The organism is Wolbachia endosymbiont of Tribolium confusum (assembly GCF_020405475.1).
Lineage (GTDB): Bacteria > Pseudomonadota > Alphaproteobacteria > Rickettsiales > Anaplasmataceae > Wolbachia.
This window is the reverse complement of sequence record NZ_JAIZNT010000004.1, coordinates 86,119-106,837: the sequence shown is the minus strand read 5'-3', so window position 1 is coordinate 106,837 and position 20,719 is coordinate 86,119. Positions and strand designations below refer to the sequence as shown.

Below are 20,719 nucleotides of genomic sequence, written 5' to 3'. Positions count from 1 at the left end.
ATTCGTCTATTTCCATTTCAAGAATATGCTCAATCCCGCCACCTACGACAGAACCGAGCATTAGTACATTTAGCCTTAAGTTCTTTGTGTAACCGATGGAAAAAAATCTTTCAACGCTTCCTGTATTTTCATGTAGTCTGCAAAATATAACTCCCAAATTGTTTCCTTTGTCACAGATGCAAGGTTTGCTATTAATCCAACTTCTTTTTCAAAATCACTACTACCACCACGTTCCATTGCAAGGCAGTCCCTTACTTTGACTGGTCTAAAAGTTAATTCCGAAACCTCAATTCCTTCTACTGTTATTGGGTTATCAAGTTTTACTGTTTTCATATTTTTTTTCTCCTATAAATAAATTAAATCCCTAAAATCGTTTGTAGCAAGGCCATCTGATCAATACCATTTATCTTTCTAATCATATTTTCAGCGTCGATCTCTATCAGCTCATTGCCACCTATCGTAAGTTTATAATAATGGGCAGCTACAGTGCATTTGAGAGTGGCTTTTTCAGCAGGTTTCCAGCTACCAAAATCAAACTCTTTAAATATTCCCCTAAGGTTGATAATTACTCCTTCAATATCATTGCTACCACTGCCTTGTAATCCGCCCCTTAGCGTCAAAGAAACCGAATTTCCATTTATCAACCCAAATAGCCGAAAGAGCTCTGTATCGTATTCAGAAAAAGTGAAATCTGCTTCAAGTTTCTCCATCCCCATATCGATATTTACTGGAATATCCATACCACCAGCACGATACTCTTCGGTTTTTATGGTAAGCTTCGGCAAGGTTATTTCGTCTATTTTTCCTGCATAGCCTCTACCATCAACAAATACGTTAAAATTTCTCAGTATTTTTGGTAACACTTCGCTTTCTCCTAACTTATTACACTATTATTTACAAGATGAGATCTGAATATTATTTGCTCAGCCGGATATGGTGGCGTAAACTCAAAATCAAAGTACACTTTCCCGCTTGCAATGTTTGCCGAGTCTGGAGTTGCATAACATTTTCCACTGATAATCGCTCCTTGTGCTTTTAAATTTGCAAGATAAGAATTCACCCCCTCTATCACATCATCTATATAAGTTTTGGTGATATTTCGATCAACTGCCCATAGATGAGCCCGAAGTAGACTATCATTGATTAGATCTGCAGTACGCCTTACTGATAGAAAAGCCCATTTCGAGTCATTTGAACATGTTCTATTTCCCCAAAGCCTATAGCCATTTTGATGAATTATCGTTGTTACTTCATTTTCATTTAAGTGGTTTGCTCTACAATTTACATCACCAAGGGTAAAATCAATAGGCCTGTTTGTTCCAACAATACCATTTATCTCTTTATTTGAAGGTGAATGCCAAAAGCCTTGTTCACTATCTACTTTTGCTATTAAACCAGCTACAAATGGGCTTGCTGGCAAGATTTCTTCTTTTCCTTCAATAAATAACTTAATCCATGGGTCAACAACATAAACCCTTGAGCTACCTACACTTTTTCTCCATTTTATGGCTTCTTCATCATTGGTATTTGGTCCATCTGCAACTATTATTGCCCTTAGCTTTTCTGCTACTCCTATCAAAGCTGCTACTACTGGGTTTTTAGGATTTTCAGATTCAGGCAATTGATGAGTAAACTGAGGTGCAATTAGTATTCTTGGGGCAACATGTATTATGCTTTCACTGCTGAGGAATGCTTGAATTCCCTGATATTTTCCAGTCTCTTCATCAACTCCACCAATTATATTTTGAATAGCTTCACTTTCTTTGAGCTTTGTATCACTGTTTTCACTTTCTTCAACTCGAATAACTACTACTGTTGCACCAATTTGGGAAAAAATTGCATTAATAGCTGAAGGCAAAGTCCCAGATTGACCAAGTTTTGCTGCTTCTTTTAAGCTTCCTGCTATTAATATTGGTTTATTTAGTGGAAACTTTTGCCCGTCAGCATCAGGTGCAGTACCAATTACTCCAATTACCGATGATTTAGCTGTTCGTACTGTCCTCGCTCCTGAGGTAACCTCGATAACATTTACTCCATGTAGAAACTGTTCTGTCATTTCTTTTTCCCCTTTTCAACTTTCTTGCATTTTTTGTTTACAATTATCTAGCAAAGTTTGCAGCTCTTCCTTACTTTTAGCTTCACCGATTTCCCTTTCAGCTATATCCACCAATTCTTCGCACTTGATTATTGCTTTTTTCGCTCTTTTTGCTTTTTCCTGAATTATTCTTGCCATTTCTACTACTGAAATTCCTCGGACTTTTGCTAATGGCTCTATAATTTCTGCATCTTTTTTGTCTATAGATTCTGGTGCTGCTAAAATGTTCTCTGCGGCTTTTGCTTGTATTTCGTACGACTTAGACTTCTGATGAGAATATCCTGAGTATTGGTGAGTATAGTTATCATAATAAGCATGAAGATTAGAAAGTGCAGAAAACTTCGCATTTTGTAGTAACTCCAATTCAATATCTTCTTGATTCCGCTGAGCAATTTTGCCTCCTTCTGTTAAACAATAGCTTTTTTGCCAATCAAAATCTTCTGGTGCTTCATACCAATCATTTTCAGTTGGCTTGCTTTCAAGTGTTGTTGTTTCTACTTGTTTATCATTTTCAAATCTAATGTAGATAGACATTGTTTGTTACCTCCAAATCTCATACGTGTTAGATAATCCTGGACATTGCCAAGCTTTTAGCGTTCTCTCCACATCTACTTCAAGTCCTGTAGTTAGAACATTGCTACGTATGTTATAAATCCCCCACTGAATAAATTGACCATAGTTGTGTACATAATTTGATGCAAGCATACCTTGACTAACTTGTGTTCTGGAATACAGATAAGATGATGTGTAAAGTAATATTGCAACTGTTTTTCCTGCTGGAATCTCCACATTACCAGATCCGGCTAACTTGCTATCAGAACTCGTGTATTGGTAAACATTTTTCCATACTATTTTTGAAATACTTGATTTATTAGAATTAGTGTTATCAGGAGTTCCCACAAATAATCCTGCTCCCCCATACTCCGTACTCGAATACGATGATCCAACAAATTCTATTGCTTTATTTATGTTCACATTGGTTGTATTTTTTACAAATACTACTCCAAGTGCAGCATACGGGTAATAGTATATCTCATCATAACTACCCGAAAAACTTTTTGTGCATAACTCTCCGTAAATAAATGTTCCTTTACTTCCCTCTATAAAACTTAGTTGTCTTGGCCGATAAAAACTAACGTAATCTGTATCGTATGTATGGCTACCTGCTAGTAATTGCAACATATAGTCGGTTTTTGTTATATCACTACTCCACTTTCCAAGCTCTGTCGTAAAAGTTCCGTGGCCAAAATAATTATTTTTTCTGCCAAGTACACCAAATAAGAAAGGTAATGACCCTGGTTCAACCATGTTGCGCTTTCTTATTTCTTGTGTAAGCGACACTTTTAACTGTTCATTCCGAGTTTTTACCTCATTTATCAGGGATGTTTTTAATTGGTTATCACGAGTTTCTATTTCCCCAATAATTGATGAGCCAGATGGTACATTATTAACAGCACGAAAATCTTCTACTAAACCTTTAAGACCATCTTTATGACTATTACTAATGCTATTTATTGCTGCAATATTGGCATTCTTTCTCGTATCAAGTAGCGATATATGAGAATCTGATGATGCTTTTAAAGTATTTAAGGAATTATCCCTAAGCTTGTTAATTTCATTGACAGAATCTGTTTTCGCTTCAGTTATTGCAGATATTGAATTTTCCTTATTGCTATTTATGTCACTTAAGTGCGTCCTTGCAGCGCTCAAGAGTTCTTTTAACTTACCATCTGTCATCTGTACAATTTCAGAAACCGCACTTTTGTCGATTATTGATTCCAGTGCTTTAGCAAGATATGCTAGTTGATCTGGTGTACTACTTCCTGCTAAATCTTTAAGCCTTCTCTGTAGTGCATCAATTATCTCTTTTACTTCAGTTATTTGTACAATGTCAGCAATCGCTTTTTTATCTGCTATCAATTCCAGCGATTTTGCAAGATATGCCAGTTGATCAGCCGTGCTATTTGCTGCTAAATCCTTTATCCTTTGCTGTAATGCTTCTATTGCTTCTTTCATTCCCAAAAATTCAAAAAAGTTTCAAATCTAAATCGTTCAAAATTATTTTTAAGTTCATCTTCTCTTTCACTCATATCTTCATCTATCTTTTCTATGGCTCTGCGAATACGTACTACATCTTCTACAGCTATGTTCTCTGGATGCGGCAAAGGATATCCTCGTTTGGTTTGATCAAAAGTCATTTAAATTTTATGTTACTATTACTCTGAGATTTTTGACTTTAGGACGATAAATAACCGTTCCACTTAAAACTAATTTTATCCTTGTCTCATTAGCATTAAAATTTGTCAGCACATGAGTTCTCTCTACCCAATTTTCTCCAATTGGTTTTCCTGATGTTAAATTTACTAATTGCCAATCCACGTTTTTTTGTACATATGCTTTTACATCTGCAGTGCCAGGTATTAGCGCATCATATGTTATGGTGATCTTGGTGTTAGCTCCTGCTGTAATACTTCTTGTAACATAATCTCCTTTTTCCCCTATATTACCCATAACTAGCTGTAACCCAGGATATAGCACTGGACTTTTTTCTTTTGACCCTTTTAAATTTGCCTTTACTGTTAACTCTCCAGATAGTCTTTCACGCAGCGCGAGCGGCAAGTTATCAGATAGAAAATTTTCTTTTCCCTCTTCATCTGTTAAGATAAATTCTACATTGGTATCAAATGCTACTTTTTCGACGTTCGTCAAAACAATTAAATCTGAAGTATTGGTTGCTGTAACTTTTCCCAGATCAATAACGTGAGAATTTTCGCTAAATTTTGCAGCTAGTAGTCGAAACGTTAAATCTAAATTTTGATGTGGAGTCCAGGTGCTTGCATTGCTTGATGACAGTAATACTCCTACTTGATATGGCTGGCTTGTTACCCAGCGGCTATTTACTGCATCATATTTGCCAAGTTCTGCTATTTTGACTGCAGTACCAGGATCATCAGTAAGCAGTACTATTGCATACTCCTCTCCTGCATGGCAAAACACTGGCGACCATTCTATACGTGTTGCTGTGCCATCTACTTTTATATCTTTCGGCTCAATATAGCTTTCAGCAATAACAGTCTGCGATGGCATTCCCACTGCTGTTTCTCTAATCTGCACAACAACACGTTTTTTGCCTTTATTTACAAACCATAGTTCCACGCCTCCTATGTGCCTACTTTCATTTAGCGTAAATGTTTGCGCTAAAGGATCAACTCTTCTTGCTGCGATCACTCTTCTTCTTTCCTCTATGGTAATTGTTTTTTTACCAGTATAAGTTGCTTCTCCATAACTGCCTTTATCACCGAAGAACTGTACTAATTTAGTACCTGCTGGAATATTTGCTGGTACTTTCACCTTTCCCTTTAATTTTCCCTGGTTGTTAGCTCTTTTTTCCACTTTTTTTCCCCCTATGCCACGGGTTGAATGACGATGCCATCGAATTTTATCTCTTTAAGCTTTTCATTTGGCTCAAAACCTTCGATCTCAAAATTCTGTACTGCTTCTCGCATAAATTCAGTTTCATAAGAATTACTTGACAATAGCTCTGTTGTTTCTCTAGTATTAAACACTCTAGTTACTGGACTTTTCCAATTCGTGGTAACCTCTGTCCAGTGGTCAATGTTTTTATTTAGAGTAATTTGCGCCGGGACTGGATCAAAAGCTTGATATGGATTGATCTTTTCTCCTTTAGTCTGTAAAAGCTGCTCCAGTACCGGTTCAAGTTTATAAGGCAAAAGATATCTTTCCCCACCTTTTTCAATATCTGCAACTTCTACATCTATTGGCAGAACTAGCTCTCTATTTACTATCGCTGCAGACTGCGAAATTCCTTGATCGCGCATATCATCATCAAAGAATGAATCAACAAATACTCCTTTTTTGGTGGTAGGTTCTCTTGAATTTGCATCACTGCGTAGACGTTCCTCTGCAACCAGCGCATAAAGATCATTTATTCCTTTTTTCATTGCTTCAAGCTCATTCATCGGTACAGCATGAATAGCATTATTCACTATTTTTACCCCTTCTTTTTCTCCGTTTTTCCACGTCTGATGAATGTAGCAGAGCAAAAGTTGTCCAGAGGGCGCTTTAGGCATCGATGGTCGCCAAGGGTGAGCTATACCTTTTATTCTCCTTACTGCTCCTTTGCTATCGATAGTAATTAAATCATAGCGGGGCATTTTCCAGGTGTAATCAATCAGAACCAAGCTGTTATCAACTGCTCCTTTTACTTTGCATCCCTGTTCACTTATATCTTCAGGGCTTACATGAGTACGACAGCGGTAAGTTATTTGATAACTACTTCCAGGAGCTGGCTCTTTACCTGGTAATGACCAATCAACGTTTCCTGCATTTAACTTATAGTCTATACTATTTTCATAAATAACATTGCCTTGTTTAATTTGAATAATCTCAAGTACCGCAGAGTCAGGTATTGGATCAACAGCTCCTGAGTATGAACCGTGAGTAATGGTAATAGTTTTTTGAATAGTGATATCTACTTTTTTAATTTCACTGATTGGAAAATCATTAACTTTAAGTTCCATTACTCTTTGGCTATTTGGCTGAAAAGTATGTGGCTCTGATTCAACTGATTTTATATCCGGATCTTCATCAAAAGAAACACGAATACTGTGAGGTAGCTCAATCTCATAGCCATCAACATGAGCTTTGCCCTCATTAATCACAAATATTTTTTTTCCTCCTTCTCCCTCTTCCTTTTGCAGGAACATTACTTCAAGACCATTTACGACGTAGGAACCATTTGCTTCTTTGTCATAACGAGCAAGAGCTGTGGTTACTATGTTTGCTTGTGGAGGTGGTGAATGTTCTATTAATACTCCATTTTCAATGTTATAGATTGGATAAAACTCTCCTCCAGAAAAACGTGGAGAAAGACCTTCTGCTTGATAACCCCAAGTGATAGTAGCTCTAAGCCTTGCAGCTCCTACTTCCTGATAGTTTCTTGTACCAATAGCAGGATCACGAAGGTTTTCATCCTCAAGTTCTGTAATCGTAGATTCTACATAATAAACACCTATGCGAACTGTGGTACTCAGTGGAATAACAAACTCTTTTGCCTCTACTTTTCTCACCGCTCCACGAAGATAGATTTTTCCTGACTCAAGTGTAACTTTACCAGTTTCTCTATCTATAATACAATTGCTTCCTGTTATAACATCGCCATCACGAAATATTGCATCGCCTATGCCTTTAAGCTTAGAGAGAGCATATTCTTGCGTCTCGTTTAATTCTGCTGACTGTAGACCTCTTCCTGCTAGAAACAAGCTTTTTTCGTATTCTTTGTCAGGATTAAAGCGGTTATAATAGCTATTTAAGGTCATCTTTTTTCTCTTTTTCTAAAATGTCACTACAAACGAAAAAGTTTCCCTGGTTGCTGAAGTCCTAATGAGCGGTACTGTATGTTCTAAAACTAATAAGATCCCTGGGTCTTCTATATCTTGTGGTTCAAAATACCTTTGTCCAGGAGGCAATTTTTCTTTTACCCTTGTACCAACCATAACTCCTAGTTCCCTTATCACTTGATTTGCTGCATCCGTGAAATCGAAAGTAAATTTAAGGTACAAATTATTGGTTGGTACATTTGAGGACCTAAACCTCCCTGTTGGAGTCAAAAGCTCTCCATTCTCATCACCTGTGCAAAAGAGAACCTCATCTGCAGTACGTCTGCCAAGTTCATTCAAGAGCTTTATAGAATTTATAGGTTCAGGTGGTGTGCTTTGAGTATATTCTACAGTAACTGCACTATTTGCCGTGATAGAGCTATTTTCCGTAAGTTTTATTACACCAGTACTGCTATCAACTGTATAGTCTATACTTGGCTGATAAATTATTTGTCCTGTAAAAACCCTTACATCTTTAATAGTGTGGTGATCTAGAGCTATTTCACCCTCAACAAAAACTTTTTCGACCTGATGGCTACTTTCCCAATTTGAGTCACCACTGCCCCAGGCAAGATGTAGAGACTGCTCTTTTATACTTGCTGCTATTGCTGCTCTTCCTGACTGTGTGAGAATTGACATTTTTAATTAAGTCTCCTATATTATATATGTACGATGACTTCAAAATTCGTCCGCAAAAATCAAAATATTTTTTTATATCAGAAAAATTTTTTAGGAGAATAGCTCAGCTCCACAGCTAAACTTTCCAACACCACGAGCAAATGGTCCGCTAGGAATGTCAAGCCATTTATCTTCTTTTGAACCAGTAGCCATTCCCTTAACCAGCTTCCGTGCTTGTAACAGCTCTTGAACTATACGCTCCATTCTATCTCTTCCTATACTGTGAAACTCCTCAGGTAGTCTATGCCGCTGTTTATACACTCCTGTACTTCCTGTATGGGTAAATGGATGTCCAGAAATTGCTGCTCGTGTAATTGCAGTTATAAGATGCTGCTTTGAATCTTTTTCGTTCATATTTTTTATTCTTAATCTTTCAGTTATGTCCTCTAACAATCCTGTTTCTTCATTTCTTAAATAAGTGCGTAAAGTGCGATCAGCCAAACCGTTTGCTTTAACAATTGCTCCATAAAATAATGCGTTCTGTCTTACAGATTCTCCTATTGATTTAAAAATTGTCAGTTTAGCTGTATCTTCCACAGACCAAAAAGCGTATGAACACCTAACACCATTAACAAGAGCAGATGTACCTCTAATAGCATCACGTGCTTGCTCAACAGTCGATATAGGTTTTTCACTTTTTGGCTTTCTCATATGATGGGCAGTAATTATTGATGCTCCAGTGCTACCTGCTAAATCAGATAATAAAGACATCAAATAATCGCCTACGGCTGGGTCAGTATTTAAATCAGCATGCACGAATGATGCAAGTGGATCAAATACGATTAATTTTAAGTCTTTTATTTTATTAAGTTGTTTTGTTATCGATTCAAATTCAGGAGAAGTCTCTATAACTTTACCTGAAACACTCTTTATGATTGTAAGTGATCCACTAACATTTGGTAATGGTACAATAAAGAGCCTATCTTTATATTTTAATCTTTCGCATTGCGAATCAAGACGCTCTAAACGACGATGTATTTCACTCATATCATCTTCTGCTGAGAAAATTACCACAGATCCATGTTCAGTAACTAAAGGACCAAAACCACATGGCTGATCTTTTCTACTCGCAACTTTCAGTGCTAAATCAAGCAGAAGCATACCTTTACCAGTATCTCCCATTGCAGCTAGAATAGATGTCACTCCTAAAGGAAATAACCCTTCAACAAGAAACTTTTGCTCTGGTACTGGACCTATAAAACGTTCCACACTCCATTCTTGAATATTAAGAAATTGCTTAACGATGATTTTTTTCGAGTTATTTTCAATGAATTCAGGAATATTCATCTTTTCTTCTATACCATCAGCTGAATCCCATCCTTTTGGTTTATTCTCCGGTATTTCAAGAAGAGTAAGTGATAAAACACCAAGAAAAGTAAGCTTTTTCACAACTTTCTCAGCATATTGTTTACCTGGCTCATCATTGTCTGGCCAAATAATAACATGTTTACCCTTAAGTGGTGACCAGTCTGTTTTTTCTATTGGTGCATTTGCTCCTAACATTGCAGTTGTGGCAGTCATACCTTGCTCTATCAGAGCATCTGCACACTTTTCACCTTCAACTAAAATCACCTTATCAGATTTCATGATACCTGGAATATTATATAAAGGCCTGGTCTCTGGTAGAGTAAAACTAGACCTTTTTACATCAAAAGGAAGATATCTTTTTCCTGAATCAGTGTTATAACGATAAACTGTAACAATCACTTGATCACTTTCATCGTAATAGTTCCATGATGCCGTTGGTTGCCCCAGAGTGTTATTTTTTTCCGAATAACCAATCCACTTAGCAATATCTTCTATCGTATCAGTAAATTGATTTTTTCCAGTAACAGCAGCCCAAAGATCAAAAATATCTCCTCCTTCTTCGGTAGAAAAATCATGCCATAATCCGGCTTTACTGCCAGTTAACTCCACTATCATACTTTGTCCTTTATTGCCTTGTAGATCACCTACATAGAACTTATCACCACGAAAAGTTCCTCTTGGCAGTAAATAAGAAAGACATGACCTTATATTTGATAGGAGTTGAGTTCTTAACTGTTCTTTCTTCCCTAATAATTTATAATGTCCATTTCTTTGTGAACAATAAATATCCATACCTACCTGAAGAATTTTTATGTTCTAGCTATAACGTTAGCAGTTTTCCAACATCCATTAATCTTATTGATGAATTTTGTTGGTATAGATCTACCGTTTCTAAGTTCATATACTACTTGTAAGATATTTGTACGTTTATTGGGTTGAAATATTACTATTCCAGATGTATAAAAACTTCTTAAAGCGTTAGCACCAACGAGAGCTTGAAATGGATTCTTTTCCAATGTAGAGGTAGATACTTTTTTGGTGTGATTTGTGATGATTATTCCAGCCATAGGATTAATCTTGGAACGTAGTTTTTCTATTGCATGCTGCAGACCATAGTTAACGGAATTATAAGGAGAATCAATCACAACTAAATCAAACTTTTCCTCTACCATATTTTTTATTTTTTCTATACCTTCTTCATTTAAGGTCAAATTCATCTTGTTCGTCACAACTAAGTTTTCTGTTGCTAAATGAGGAAGTTTGTTGAGTTGTTGTATACGTTCTCTAATGTAATCATATTCCATTTCGTTTTGTAGATAGAATATTTTTAGTGGTCTTGTAGGCTTCATGCCAAGAAATGATCTTCCTGCTGCCAGATGTACTAATAGAGAAAGAAGAAAATGACTTTTGCCAATCTTTGGAGTACCACCTATGACCAAAAGACCACCTGGTGTCAAAATTCTTGGGCCTATTATATCTTTTGGCATTGGTGATTTATCGTTTAAGTAATGGTTTACAGAAAATGCTTTTTCTTCGTTTTGTTTTTCTTGTAATATGGAACTTCTTTCATCTTTACTGTTCAACCATGTTTCAGCAGAATCTATATTACCTTTAACTAAAGTCCAAAGGTCTATTATATTTCCTTTCTTTTCTTCGATCAGGTTGTACCAATTTCCTGCATTTTCTCCTTCCATTTCAACTATTATCTTATTTCCATTTCTACTGCCAATATAGAATTTATCTTGGTAAGATTTGCCTTCAGGTAACAAATAAGATAAACAATCTTTGATGTTATTAATTAATAATGATTTTATTTTCAAAGCATTTTTAGATGAAAAATCCATAAAATTCTCCTTGTTTATTCCAAATTTGTTCAACATATTTTTTAGACGTTTAAAGTCAAGATTAGCCAGCTCACAAACAGTTTCAAAAGATCGTGAGCGAATCCATTGACAAGCCTCTTTTTTAAGTTTAGGGTTTTTTCCTGCTGCATCCTGAATAGCTCTAGTAATAACAGCAGCCCACAACTTTCCTTCGTCATACTTCAAAATGGCAACCAATCATCTTGAAAACTTTTTTGTAATTCTGGAGTAATAACTGTAGTAATCCTATTTCTATTTCCGTATGTATTATTAGTTTCAACGCCTACTTTTACTGTAAACTCTAAATCGTTGAAATCAGCTATAGAGTTTATTCTTCTAGCGGTAACTGCTTTCTCTGAAGTGTCATTTGCATGAATATTTCTGGATGATTCCAAAATACTACGCAGCATAGAACGTCCAGATTCTCCCCAGATGTCTTCTTCACCTTCTGCTTTGCCATTTTTGATACCTATAATCTGAAAAATCTTGCGTTTTGCATATGGGCCTTCAGTGACGGTAAATTCTACATTTAAATAGATACTGCCAGTAGTGTAGTTTTTAGTGAACCAATTTTCATAACCTCCAGGCTTTATTGCCATTTTTACCTTGACTATTGTACCTTTTGGTATTAAACTGCTTTGCAGTTTCGCGTTATTAAAATCAGTTAAAAAATCTTGTAGCATACGCTCTCCTATAAGTTGACTTTAAAGTGAAAATTAGCTATTCCATTAGCTGCCAATGACCATTTATCTTATCGACAAGTTTATTTTGCACGCGTTCACCATTACGAAGCTCAAATACTATCTGGCGTACACTACTTTCTTCATCATGAGCAAACATCACCATACCAGTACTGTAAAATCCACGTAAAGATCCAGCACCACTTAGGCCTTGGAATGGATCTTCTTCGAGCATCTTTTTTGATAATTTTTTTGTATGATGAGTAAGTACAATACAAGCATCTGGATTGACAGCACTGCGTAGCTTTTCAAGAGTCTTTTGCAGAAAAAACAGCATAGCACTATTGTCATTTTCATTTCCATATTCACTGCTAAAGATGTTACGTAATGGATCTATGGCCAAAACATCAGGTTTAAAGCGTTCATTTACAATCTCCTTAATTTCACTTATTTCATCATGATTAAATGATAAGTGCACTTTTGGCGTAATGATTAAGTTGTTAGCAGCTACATTCAAAAGTTCATTATCAAGTTGTTGCAAACGTTCTTTCATATATTCATATTCAATTTCAGTTTGCATGTAGAAGATTTTCAAAGGTCTATTTGGTGTCATACCGAGAAATGATCTACCAGCAGCCATGTAAACAAGCCAAGAGATCAAAAAGTCGCTTTTGCCAATCTTAGGAGGGCCACCAAATACTAACAAACCTCTTTTAGTTAGAATTCTTGGTGAGATTATATCCTCTGGTATTGGCGATCGATCGTCCAAGTATTCTTTCACACTGAAAAAAGGAATTTTTTGACCAATAGTTAAAAAGTTTTGTAGCATATAATAACCTCCTATATGTTGGGCGTGACAGGTTGAATTGCAAAAGCTTTAGTTTTAATTTTTGTAAGAAGTTTTCCTAGATGCGGTTCTTCAACCATATTAAGGCAACCACTTCGATCTTTAGCAGGATATCCCCAAGAATTAATCGTCTGACAGACAAATGAACGAACCTCTGTACCATCATCTTTCTTGATTCCAACCATACTGATTACCTCATCAACAATACCTGGAATTTCACTTGCAGTTTTAGCTCCTTCACATTGAGGTAGCCAAGTTGAGCGATTGAAATCATCGAGGTATTGTCCAAGAGTTCCAACTGTAATGATGTCTTTATTTGGAATATGTTGAAACTGATTGAGCCAAGCCATCATTTCTTGAGCAAGTAACCCGTAAGCAGCTCTCATATCTTGTTTTCCTGATCTTTCAGAAAAAGCTTCAGGTTGCATTTTTGCCCATAAAAGACATAAACGCGAGGCTACTGTAATACTATCGATAAAAACACATCGATACTTGAGAAACTCCGAAGCAAGCTCTTTGTATTTACTGGATACATGCTCATAGTGTCTTTGGCTATATGCTGAGTCAGATTTTAACGCAGGATTAGGACCACCTATGAGACATGCAATATCTCTTGCCTCATTCCAAGTACGAATACTTACAGAATCCCCTTGCCAATCTTGAACAGCAAGTAAACCTGCCTCAAAATCAAGACAAAGTGTTGGTTCATTTATGGTCTTTAAGAGACTAGTTTTACCTATACCATAAGGACCAAAGATGACCATTTTTATACCTGTTTGAACTTTTAGCCGTTCATTGCTGTTCATTATTTTCATTTTTCTCCCAGTACCTAAATATATATGTACGATGACCTAGGCAATTCGTCCGCAATTTGCAAAAAAAAATTTTGAGCAAATATAATCGAGAGCTTATAACTTACTCTAAAACTGAGAATTTATTGCGTATTCGTTCTAGTGTGCGATAGATAGTTGTCTTTGGTATTTTGGTTATTACAGAAACTTCAGTAATAGTAAATACCTTAAGTAATTGACATAAATTACTATCTTTTTCAGACAAAGTTGAAATTATATTATTTATATCAGTGCGAATTATCGCTTCGATTTCCGAGTTCCTATGATCTGGAATATCGTCGTTTATATCATCAAAAGTTATATTACGTTTTAGACACAACTGATTGCGTAACATATTGCGAGCACAATAATTAGCTAATCTAGCAACGAAAGTACTAAAACTACTTCTTTTCTCATCGTGCTGGTTAAGATATTGCCAAACCTGACAAAAAAGCTCTTGTTCTATATCTTCGAGACTTTCGTTAATAAAACAGCTTTTGGATTTAAGGCGCGAAGCTTGAAATCTCACATGTTTAACAATTGTAGAATCGATTCCTTGATAAGAATTCTTCATAAAAACTCCAAAAGTTTCATGAATAGAGATTTTTACCAAGATCTTGTATGACTAATTTATTATAAAAAAGTAGTAATAATTTTTTTATCTAAAAGAATAAAATCTTTAAAAGTTAAAATAAGATTTAAACGTTTTGATACACTGCTGAAGCTACTTTTTCATAGGTAAAAAACTACCAATTTCGTACCTAATTTCTGAATTACTAATTAGTATTTCAGAAAGCAGTAATCGTTAAATTATTGATAATATTGTCTTTTTTATGTTCTATTCCTAAAAGCCGTTTCTAAAGTTAAGTGGCTAAAATCGGCCAGTGAAGAGGACTTACGGATTACTGAAGTCTTATATATATTATATATATATTTAAATAAAGGTAAAATATAATATATGATAATATAATAATATAAATATTGGTGTAATATAAGTTATGTAAAATAGCTATTGAGATAAGTAAAAACTTAAATGGTAGGAAAAGGAATATGAAAATTTTTTTTAGTTTTTTTTCAAAATTGCGGACGAATTTGCGAGTCATTGTACATATATATTATACAGGGCATTGAACTTTAATTACACAAAGGAGTTTTTGTACGTCGATTTTAACATTAGATCTTGGCAAACAAACGGGCTGGGCAATTCTAACAGATGGAGTAATTGAAAGTGGAAGCAAAAGCTTTCATGGTAGCCGTTTCAGTGGAGGTGGAATGTGTTTTTTAAGTTTTCACAATTGGCTTAATTCTTTGAAACATGAGTTCACTGCAGTGTATTTTGAGGAAGTAAGAAGACATCTAGGAACTGATGCAGCGCATTGCTATGGCGGTTTTCTCGCAGTTCTGTCTGCTTGGTGTGAAGAGAACAATATTCCCTACCAAGGTGTTAATGTTAAAACTATAAAACGCTTTATAACAGGCAAAGGCAATGCAAGTAAGAGTGAAGTTATTGAAGCGATACGTGAAAAAAGTTTTTCACCTAGAGATGATAATGAGGCCGATGCTTTGGCATTAATGTTCTATATTAGTAAAGATATTAATAAGACAAAAAACCCATAAAAAGTGGGTCCTTTCGGCCATAATGGCGGGTTTGGTGGGTTCAACCCCAGGCCTTCTCTAGCGTCAGATATATTTTGAATATTAACTTTTTAATTATTAAGATATGAATTTAGCAATCCACTACTATCCTACTCGAAATCTGGTCGAATATGAGCGTAATCCACGTAAAAATGACGATGTAGTCAACAGAATGTGTGCTTCTATTCGAGAATTCGGCTTTCGTATTCCAATAGTTGCAAAAAGCGATGGTACTGTGGTTGATGGTCATTTAAGACTTAAAGCAGCAAGAAAACTTGGTATAGAAAGTATTCCTGTGGTTTTAAGTGATAATTTAAATGAACCACAAACTAAAGCTTTTCGGTTACTTGCCAATCAATCAGCTAATTGGGCAAAGTGGGATGATGATCTTTTAAAGGTAGAAATTCAAGAGCTAGAAGATTTGCAGTTTGACCTTAAAATGACAGGATTTGAATTGGAAAAAGTTCAACGGTTTCTCGATGATTTTGATGGTGAAAAAGAAGACCTTTCTGACTTAGCTATTGATGACAAAAAGGTAACAAAACCAGGTGATCTTTGGATTTTAGGTGATCATAGAATCTATTGTGGTGATAGCTCTGTAGTTGAATCATATAAAGCGGTATTAGACGATAAAATGGCAGATATTACCGTATGTGATCCTCCATATAACGTTGATTACGGTAGCAGTCAGGAAAGAGAAGATAAAAAAATATTAAATGATAATCAAGGTGAAAAGTATGAGCTTTTTCTCTACGACATCTGTTCCCACATTTTAGCATATACGAAAGGTGCAATTTACATCTGCATATCATCATCAGAGTTTTCAACGTTGCAAAAAGCATTTGAGGAGGCAGGAGGAAAATGGTCAACATTTATCATTTGGGCAAAGAATCACTTTACGCTAGGAAGATCAGATTATCAAAGACAATACGAAGCAATGCTCTATGGATGGAAAAGCGGCAATAAACGTGAGTGGCATGGAGGTAGAAATCAAAGTGATCTGTGGTTTTATGATAAGCCAATACATAACTCACTGCACCCAACAATGAAGCCAGTAGAGCTAATGGAGAGAGCAATAGTAAACAGCAGCAGATCAGGAGACATAGTACTTGATCCATTTAGCGGTTCTGGCAGCACGATGATTGCATGTGAGAGAACAGGAAGAATTTGCAGAACAATAGAACTAGATTCAAAATTTGTAGATGTCACCATAAAACGTTGGCAAATATACACAGGTAGGGAGGCAATTCTTTCTGGTACTGGTAAAACCTTTTCAGAGACTCAAGAAGAAAATTCGTAGATAAAGAGACACAAAAGAGAGAAGAGAAAAAAAAGTGGAAAAGATAACACAAACAGAATGGGCAAGAGAGATAGGAGTATCAAAGCAATATGTCTGTTATTTAGTAAAGAAAGGAATAGTTGAGTTGGAGGATGGTTTGATCAATAGAGAACAGGCAAATGAAGCGGTGGCAGCAATAAGAGATCCAAGTCAGCCACTGAGGAGGAAAAATCCAGAAAATACAAGTAATCTTTCTACAATGTTGCTAAAAACGCGAATAAAAAATGAGATGGAACGAGGTAAACTGCTTGAGGCAAAAGCAAAAGCTGAGATTGGTGAACTTGTAGCAATAGAGGAAGTAAAGCGCGATGCGTTTAATGTAGCAAGAGTTGTCCGTAATAATTTGCTTAATATTCCAAATAGAGTTTCAGCACTGCTTGCATCACTGAGTGACACTGAAAAGATTCATATGGCGCTAACCGAAGAGATTACAAACTCATTACAAGAATTATCTAATACTAAATTTCAAATATAAAAAAGATTTTGAATATAAAATGGCTGATAACCTAAGTTTGGAGTTAATAAAGTGCCTCATCAATCAACCTGGATTAGATGTTAATGTCAGAGGATTAAATGGAAAGACACCACTACATTGCGCTATAGAGTTTGACGAATTAAGCATGGTAGATCTGCTACTCACAAAAAAGAATATCAATCCTTTTGTAGAAGATAATGATGGTAAAACATCTCTTGATTACGCCAAAGAAGAGAAAAAAGCAGAAATATTACAAGCGCTAATCAACAATAAATATGGATCAGAGCAAGATAGTTTACTTCATTTAGCTGCAATGATAGGTGAAATTAATGCAGTGAGATATTTGATAGGAAAAGGTATTGACGTTAATGTACGAAATGCTTTGCATCATACGCCATTACATCTAGCAGCAGGGATAGGACATGGAAATGTTGTCAAAATTTTAGTAAAAGAAGGAAAAGCTGAAATAGATGTCTTTGATGCACGAAATCAGACACCAATGCACTATGCAGTTAATAATAAAAAGTTGGAGATAGTAAAGTTACTGCTGAAGCTAGGAGCAGATGTAAATAGCGCACGCATGGGACAAAACTCAATGAAATTGTCGCCTGTTCATATAGCTGTAAGTAATACTAATTACGATGAAAGAGACTTATGTCTTGATATCCTCAAATGCTTAATAAAGGAGCCTAATGCTCAAGTCAATTTGCAAGACTACGAAAATAAAACACCACTACATTACGCTGAAAGACTTAAAACAATAGAAGTTTTACTAACGCGAGAAGATATAGATCCATTGGTAAAAGACGATAGCGGCAAGACACCATTTGATTACGCTAAACCTGAGATAAAGAAGGCTTTGATGAGTAATAAATACGGTTCTGAAAAGAATAGTCTACTCCATTTAGCTGCACAAAGAGGAGAAATTGAGATTGTAGAATCTATTTTAAAGGAAGAAATCGATATTAATATTGTAAATAATAAAGGTCTATCACCAGTTTACCTTGCTGCGGAAAAAGGGCATTTACATGTAGTAAAGTTATTGCTGAAAAAAGGAGCAAATTATACACCTGTTTTACATTTAGCAATTAAATCAAACAATTTAGAGTTACTTAAAGTTTTATTTACTGAAAAAAATGGTGCATTGATCTGCAGAGATACCGTTATTAATTTTCCAACCCTTCATAATAAATATATAGCACAGAGAGAAATAGCAGATAAAAGGATGAAAAAACATAATAATATTATCTGCATCTGTATTACAGTTAGCGCAGTAGCAATGGCAGCATATATAGGTTTAACGGTAACAGCAATAAGCAGTGCAATCATTTTTGCAACAATAACAGGGGTATTTGCGCTTGTTATAGCAATAATGATAAGTGAGATGAGCAAAAGATATATAGAAAAAGAGTTTCAGAAAAAGATGTTTATGGAACTGGAAGAGTGTAGTTCTACTGTTAATGATGTTGAAATAGAACCAATTATGAGTAGATGCAGACAATGATATACGCCACATCTTTTTCTGAAGGTTTAAAACCAGATCCAGAGCTTAAAGTATCAGAGTGGGCAAATGAGTATCGAGTTTTAGCGCCAACTGCAGCATCAGAGCCAGGTAAATGGAGAACAGAAAGAACTCCTTATTTAAAAGAAATCATGGATTCACTTTCTCCGTCCTCACCAGCAGAAAAAGTAGTATTCATGAAAGGAGCCCAGATTGGAGGAACAGAAGCTGGTAACAATTGGATTGGCTACATCATAGATCAGACTCCTGGTCCAATGCTGGTAGTACAGCCAACAGTTGAAATGGGAAAGCGTTGGTCAAAAGGAAGATTTGCGCCGTTAATAGAGAGTACGCCATGTTTAAAGAGTAAAGTAAAAGACCCAAGGTCAAGAGACTCAGGCAACACTGTACAAAGTAAGGAATTTCCAGGTGGAATTGTAGTAATAACAGGTGCAAATAGCAGTGTAGGACTTCGCTCTATGCCAGTAAAATACCTCTTTCTTGATGAAATAGATGCATATCCAGGAGACTCAGGAGGAGAAGGAGATCCAGTACTGCTTAGTATTGCCCGAACTAATACATTTGCAAGGCGAAAGATTTTTTTAGTGTCAACACCAACGATTCATGGAATAAGCAGAATTGAGAAGGAATTTGAAGCAACAGATAAGAGATATTTTTTTGTACCATGTCCGCATTGTAATTATTACCAAATATTAAAATGGTCACAAATAAAATGGGAAGATAAAAATCCAAGTACAGCACACTATATATGTATAGAATGTGGTGAAAAGATAGAAAATCATCAAAAGACAGAGATGCTTGAACGTGGAGAATGGAGAGCTACTAATCCAATGAAAGGTGAGAAAAAAGGATTTCATCTTTCAAGTCTTTATAGTCCAGTTGGCTGGTATAGTTGGCAACAAGCAGTAGAAGATTTTCTCCATGCAAAAGAAAGTGAACAATTACTGAAGGTTTGGATAAATACTACGCTTGGAGAAACCTGGGTAGATAAAGGAGAAGTACCAGACTGGAAGCAATTATTTAACAGGAGAGAATTTTTTCAGATTGGTACAGTACCAAGGGGCGAAGTAGTTTTGACAGCAGGAGTAGATGTACAAAAAGACCGCTTAGAAGTAGAAGTTGTAGCATGGGGAAAAGGCAGAGAAAATTGGTCAATAGATTACCGAGTATTTGAAGGTGATACTGGAAGAGGAGAAGTATGGGGAAAGCTTTCGGAGCTCCTCAATCATCATTTTATCGGTGAAAATGGGCTTGAATATATGATAAGCATGATGGCGGTTGATGCTGGATATGCAACACAGGAAGTATACAACTGGGTAAGAGGTCATCAAGGATCTGGAAGAGTAATGGCAGTCAAAGGTGTAAATAAAGCCCTAGTGCCACTGAGCAGCCCAAGTAGAGTAGATATAACAGTTGGTGGTCAAAAGCTAAAGAGAGGAATAAAGCTATGGCCAGTAGGAGTATCGATATTAAAGTCAGAGCTTTTTCAATTACTTAATATTTCAAAAGGAGAAGAAGGAAAAGCTCTACCTGGATATTGTCATTTTCCCGAGTATGCACCTGAGTATTTTAAGCAGCTAACGGCAGAGCAATTAGTTAGCAAGGTAGTAAAAGGATACACCAAACAAGAGTGGCAAAAGGTAAGAGAAAGAAATGAAGTACTAGATTGCCGAATTTACGCGAGAGCAGCATCGATAGCACTGGGAATAGATAGATGGCCAGAGAGTAAATGGAATAGTTTAAGTGAAAAACCAGAAAGTAAAAAACCTAAAAAAGTAAGACAGAGTAAGTGGCTTGGTAATCAAAATGTACAGTGAAGAATATTTAACTCAAGTTGAGAAAGCAATTCAAAAACTGCAAAGCGGAGAAAGAGTTGTCTCAATTGCATATGGTGACCATGTGGTGAGATATGCTGAAGTTCAGATAAATGATTTACTAAACTTAAGACAACGTATTAAAGCTGAGCTAAAGATTGTTGGAATGAAACCGAAGAGAAAGATTGTTTTTTCAACGAGTAAGGGAATTGACAAAATTAATTAAAAATGTAAT

General features: G+C 35.9%; 21 protein-coding genes. 6 read left to right on the top strand and 15 right to left on the bottom strand.

Annotated elements, in window-relative coordinates:
- Positions 1-75: 75 nt before the first annotated feature.
- From LEM02_RS03765 to LEM02_RS03695, 15 genes are all read right to left on the bottom strand, one after another.
- Positions 76-333 carry a phage tail assembly protein gene (locus LEM02_RS03765; RefSeq protein WP_226079829.1) on the bottom strand — a complete coding sequence of 86 codons (258 nt, stop codon included), beginning with the start codon at positions 331-333 and terminating at the stop codon, positions 76-78.
- A 23-nt stretch (positions 334-356) separates the two neighbouring features.
- The gene (locus LEM02_RS03760; protein ID WP_226079828.1) at positions 357-863 is read right to left on the bottom strand and encodes a phage major tail tube protein; all 507 of its coding nucleotides are present in this window, start codon (positions 861-863) and stop codon (positions 357-359) included.
- Between the two features lie 11 nt (positions 864-874).
- Positions 875-2,056: a phage tail sheath subtilisin-like domain-containing protein gene (locus tag LEM02_RS03755; RefSeq protein ID WP_226079827.1), complete on the bottom strand. Its 1,182-nt coding sequence runs from the start codon at positions 2,054-2,056 to the stop codon at positions 875-877.
- Positions 2,057-2,071: 15 nt separating this feature from the next.
- Entirely contained in the window at positions 2,072-2,629 is a 558-nt protein-coding gene (locus LEM02_RS03750) for a hypothetical protein (RefSeq protein WP_226079826.1), read from the bottom strand.
- Between the two features lie 6 nt (positions 2,630-2,635).
- Entirely contained in the window at positions 2,636-4,111 is a 1,476-nt protein-coding gene (locus tag LEM02_RS03745; protein ID WP_226079825.1) for a coiled-coil domain-containing protein, read from the bottom strand.
- Entirely contained in the window at positions 4,108-4,293 is a 186-nt protein-coding gene (locus tag LEM02_RS03740; RefSeq protein ID WP_174517025.1) for a hypothetical protein, read from the bottom strand. The genes LEM02_RS03745 and LEM02_RS03740 overlap by 4 nt, the downstream gene beginning before the upstream one ends.
- Positions 4,294-4,300: 7 nt before the next feature.
- Positions 4,301-5,488 (bottom strand): hypothetical protein, encoded by a 1,188-nt coding sequence (locus LEM02_RS03735; protein WP_226079823.1) that lies wholly within the window; start codon positions 5,486-5,488, stop codon positions 4,301-4,303.
- A gap of 11 nt (positions 5,489-5,499) precedes the next feature.
- Positions 5,500-7,434 carry a DUF4815 domain-containing protein gene (locus LEM02_RS03730; protein ID WP_226079820.1) on the bottom strand — a complete coding sequence of 645 codons (1,935 nt, stop codon included), beginning with the start codon at positions 7,432-7,434 and terminating at the stop codon, positions 5,500-5,502.
- 15 nt (positions 7,435-7,449) lie between these two features.
- Positions 7,450-8,133 (bottom strand): hypothetical protein, encoded by a 684-nt coding sequence (locus LEM02_RS03725; protein WP_108784542.1) that lies wholly within the window; start codon positions 8,131-8,133, stop codon positions 7,450-7,452.
- 90 nt (positions 8,134-8,223) lie between these two features.
- Positions 8,224-10,272, bottom strand: a complete 2,049-nt coding sequence (locus LEM02_RS03720; protein ID WP_226079819.1) for an AAA family ATPase — start codon at positions 10,270-10,272, stop codon at positions 8,224-8,226.
- A 17-nt stretch (positions 10,273-10,289) separates the two neighbouring features.
- Positions 10,290-11,528, bottom strand: a complete 1,239-nt coding sequence (locus LEM02_RS03715) for an AAA family ATPase (protein WP_226079818.1) — start codon at positions 11,526-11,528, stop codon at positions 10,290-10,292.
- Complete coding sequence (locus tag LEM02_RS03710; RefSeq protein WP_226079817.1) at positions 11,525-12,025, bottom strand: hypothetical protein; 501 nt, start codon at positions 12,023-12,025, stop codon at positions 11,525-11,527. Before LEM02_RS03710 ends, LEM02_RS03715 begins: the two co-directional genes overlap by 4 nt.
- A gap of 37 nt (positions 12,026-12,062) precedes the next feature.
- Positions 12,063-12,851, bottom strand: coding sequence for an AAA family ATPase (locus LEM02_RS03705; protein ID WP_226079816.1), 789 nt, complete (start codon positions 12,849-12,851; stop codon positions 12,063-12,065).
- A gap of 11 nt (positions 12,852-12,862) precedes the next feature.
- The gene (locus LEM02_RS03700) at positions 12,863-13,684 is read right to left on the bottom strand and encodes an ATP-binding protein (protein ID WP_226079815.1); all 822 of its coding nucleotides are present in this window, start codon (positions 13,682-13,684) and stop codon (positions 12,863-12,865) included.
- 100 nt (positions 13,685-13,784) lie between these two features.
- Positions 13,785-14,273 carry a sigma-70 family RNA polymerase sigma factor gene (locus LEM02_RS03695; RefSeq protein WP_226079814.1) on the bottom strand — a complete coding sequence of 163 codons (489 nt, stop codon included), beginning with the start codon at positions 14,271-14,273 and terminating at the stop codon, positions 13,785-13,787.
- Between the two features lie 590 nt (positions 14,274-14,863).
- On the opposite strand from LEM02_RS03695, the gene LEM02_RS03690 reads away from it, so the two are divergent.
- The 6 genes from LEM02_RS03690 to LEM02_RS03665 all read left to right on the top strand — a co-directional run bounded on the left by LEM02_RS03690 (position 14,864) and on the right by LEM02_RS03665 (position 20,710).
- On the top strand, positions 14,864-15,316 hold the full coding sequence (locus LEM02_RS03690) for a crossover junction endodeoxyribonuclease RuvC (RefSeq protein ID WP_226079873.1): 453 nt from the start codon (positions 14,864-14,866) through the stop codon (positions 15,314-15,316).
- A 103-nt stretch (positions 15,317-15,419) separates the two neighbouring features.
- Positions 15,420-16,634, top strand: coding sequence for a DNA modification methylase (locus LEM02_RS03685; RefSeq protein ID WP_226079812.1), 1,215 nt, complete (start codon positions 15,420-15,422; stop codon positions 16,632-16,634).
- Between the two features lie 34 nt (positions 16,635-16,668).
- On the top strand, positions 16,669-17,148 hold the full coding sequence (locus LEM02_RS03680) for a hypothetical protein (RefSeq protein WP_226079810.1): 480 nt from the start codon (positions 16,669-16,671) through the stop codon (positions 17,146-17,148).
- 19 nt (positions 17,149-17,167) lie between these two features.
- Positions 17,168-18,652, top strand: a complete 1,485-nt coding sequence (locus LEM02_RS03675; RefSeq protein WP_226079808.1) for an ankyrin repeat domain-containing protein — start codon at positions 17,168-17,170, stop codon at positions 18,650-18,652.
- Positions 18,649-20,487, top strand: coding sequence for a phage terminase large subunit family protein (locus LEM02_RS03670; RefSeq protein ID WP_226079806.1), 1,839 nt, complete (start codon positions 18,649-18,651; stop codon positions 20,485-20,487). The genes LEM02_RS03675 and LEM02_RS03670 overlap by 4 nt, the downstream gene beginning before the upstream one ends.
- Positions 20,477-20,710, top strand: a complete 234-nt coding sequence (locus LEM02_RS03665) for a gpW family protein (RefSeq protein WP_226079804.1) — start codon at positions 20,477-20,479, stop codon at positions 20,708-20,710. The genes LEM02_RS03670 and LEM02_RS03665 overlap by 11 nt, the downstream gene beginning before the upstream one ends.
- Positions 20,711-20,719: the final 9 nt, after the last annotated feature.

Bases quoted from the DNA above. Each gene is read 5' to 3' on its own strand.
- LEM02_RS03720 (WP_226079819.1), bottom strand. From the start codon at position 10,272: ATGGATATTTATTGTTCACAAAGAAATGGACATTATAAATTATTAGGG.
- LEM02_RS03755 (WP_226079827.1), bottom strand. From the start codon at position 2,056: ATGACAGAACAGTTTCTACATGGAGTAAATGTTATCGAGGTTACCTCA.
- LEM02_RS03675 (WP_226079808.1), top strand. From the start codon at position 17,168: ATGGCTGATAACCTAAGTTTGGAGTTAATAAAGTGCCTCATCAATCAA.
- LEM02_RS03765 (WP_226079829.1), bottom strand. From the start codon at position 333: ATGAAAACAGTAAAACTTGATAACCCAATAACAGTAGAAGGAATTGAG.
- LEM02_RS03725 (WP_108784542.1), bottom strand. From the start codon at position 8,133: ATGTCAATTCTCACACAGTCAGGAAGAGCAGCAATAGCAGCAAGTATA.
- LEM02_RS03750 (WP_226079826.1), bottom strand. From the start codon at position 2,629: ATGTCTATCTACATTAGATTTGAAAATGATAAACAAGTAGAAACAACA.
- LEM02_RS03730 (WP_226079820.1), bottom strand. From the start codon at position 7,434: ATGACCTTAAATAGCTATTATAACCGCTTTAATCCTGACAAAGAATAC.
- LEM02_RS03740 (WP_174517025.1), bottom strand. From the start codon at position 4,293: ATGACTTTTGATCAAACCAAACGAGGATATCCTTTGCCGCATCCAGAG.
- LEM02_RS03695 (WP_226079814.1), bottom strand. From the start codon at position 14,273: ATGAAGAATTCTTATCAAGGAATCGATTCTACAATTGTTAAACATGTG.
- LEM02_RS03670 (WP_226079806.1), top strand. From the start codon at position 18,649: ATGATATACGCCACATCTTTTTCTGAAGGTTTAAAACCAGATCCAGAG.
- LEM02_RS03665 (WP_226079804.1), top strand. From the start codon at position 20,477: ATGTACAGTGAAGAATATTTAACTCAAGTTGAGAAAGCAATTCAAAAA.
- LEM02_RS03710 (WP_226079817.1), bottom strand. From the start codon at position 12,025: ATGCTACAAGATTTTTTAACTGATTTTAATAACGCGAAACTGCAAAGC.
- LEM02_RS03685 (WP_226079812.1), top strand. From the start codon at position 15,420: ATGAATTTAGCAATCCACTACTATCCTACTCGAAATCTGGTCGAATAT.
- LEM02_RS03700 (WP_226079815.1), bottom strand. From the start codon at position 13,684: ATGAAAATAATGAACAGCAATGAACGGCTAAAAGTTCAAACAGGTATA.
- LEM02_RS03745 (WP_226079825.1), bottom strand. From the start codon at position 4,111: ATGAAAGAAGCAATAGAAGCATTACAGCAAAGGATAAAGGATTTAGCA.
- LEM02_RS03705 (WP_226079816.1), bottom strand. From the start codon at position 12,851: ATGCTACAAAACTTTTTAACTATTGGTCAAAAAATTCCTTTTTTCAGT.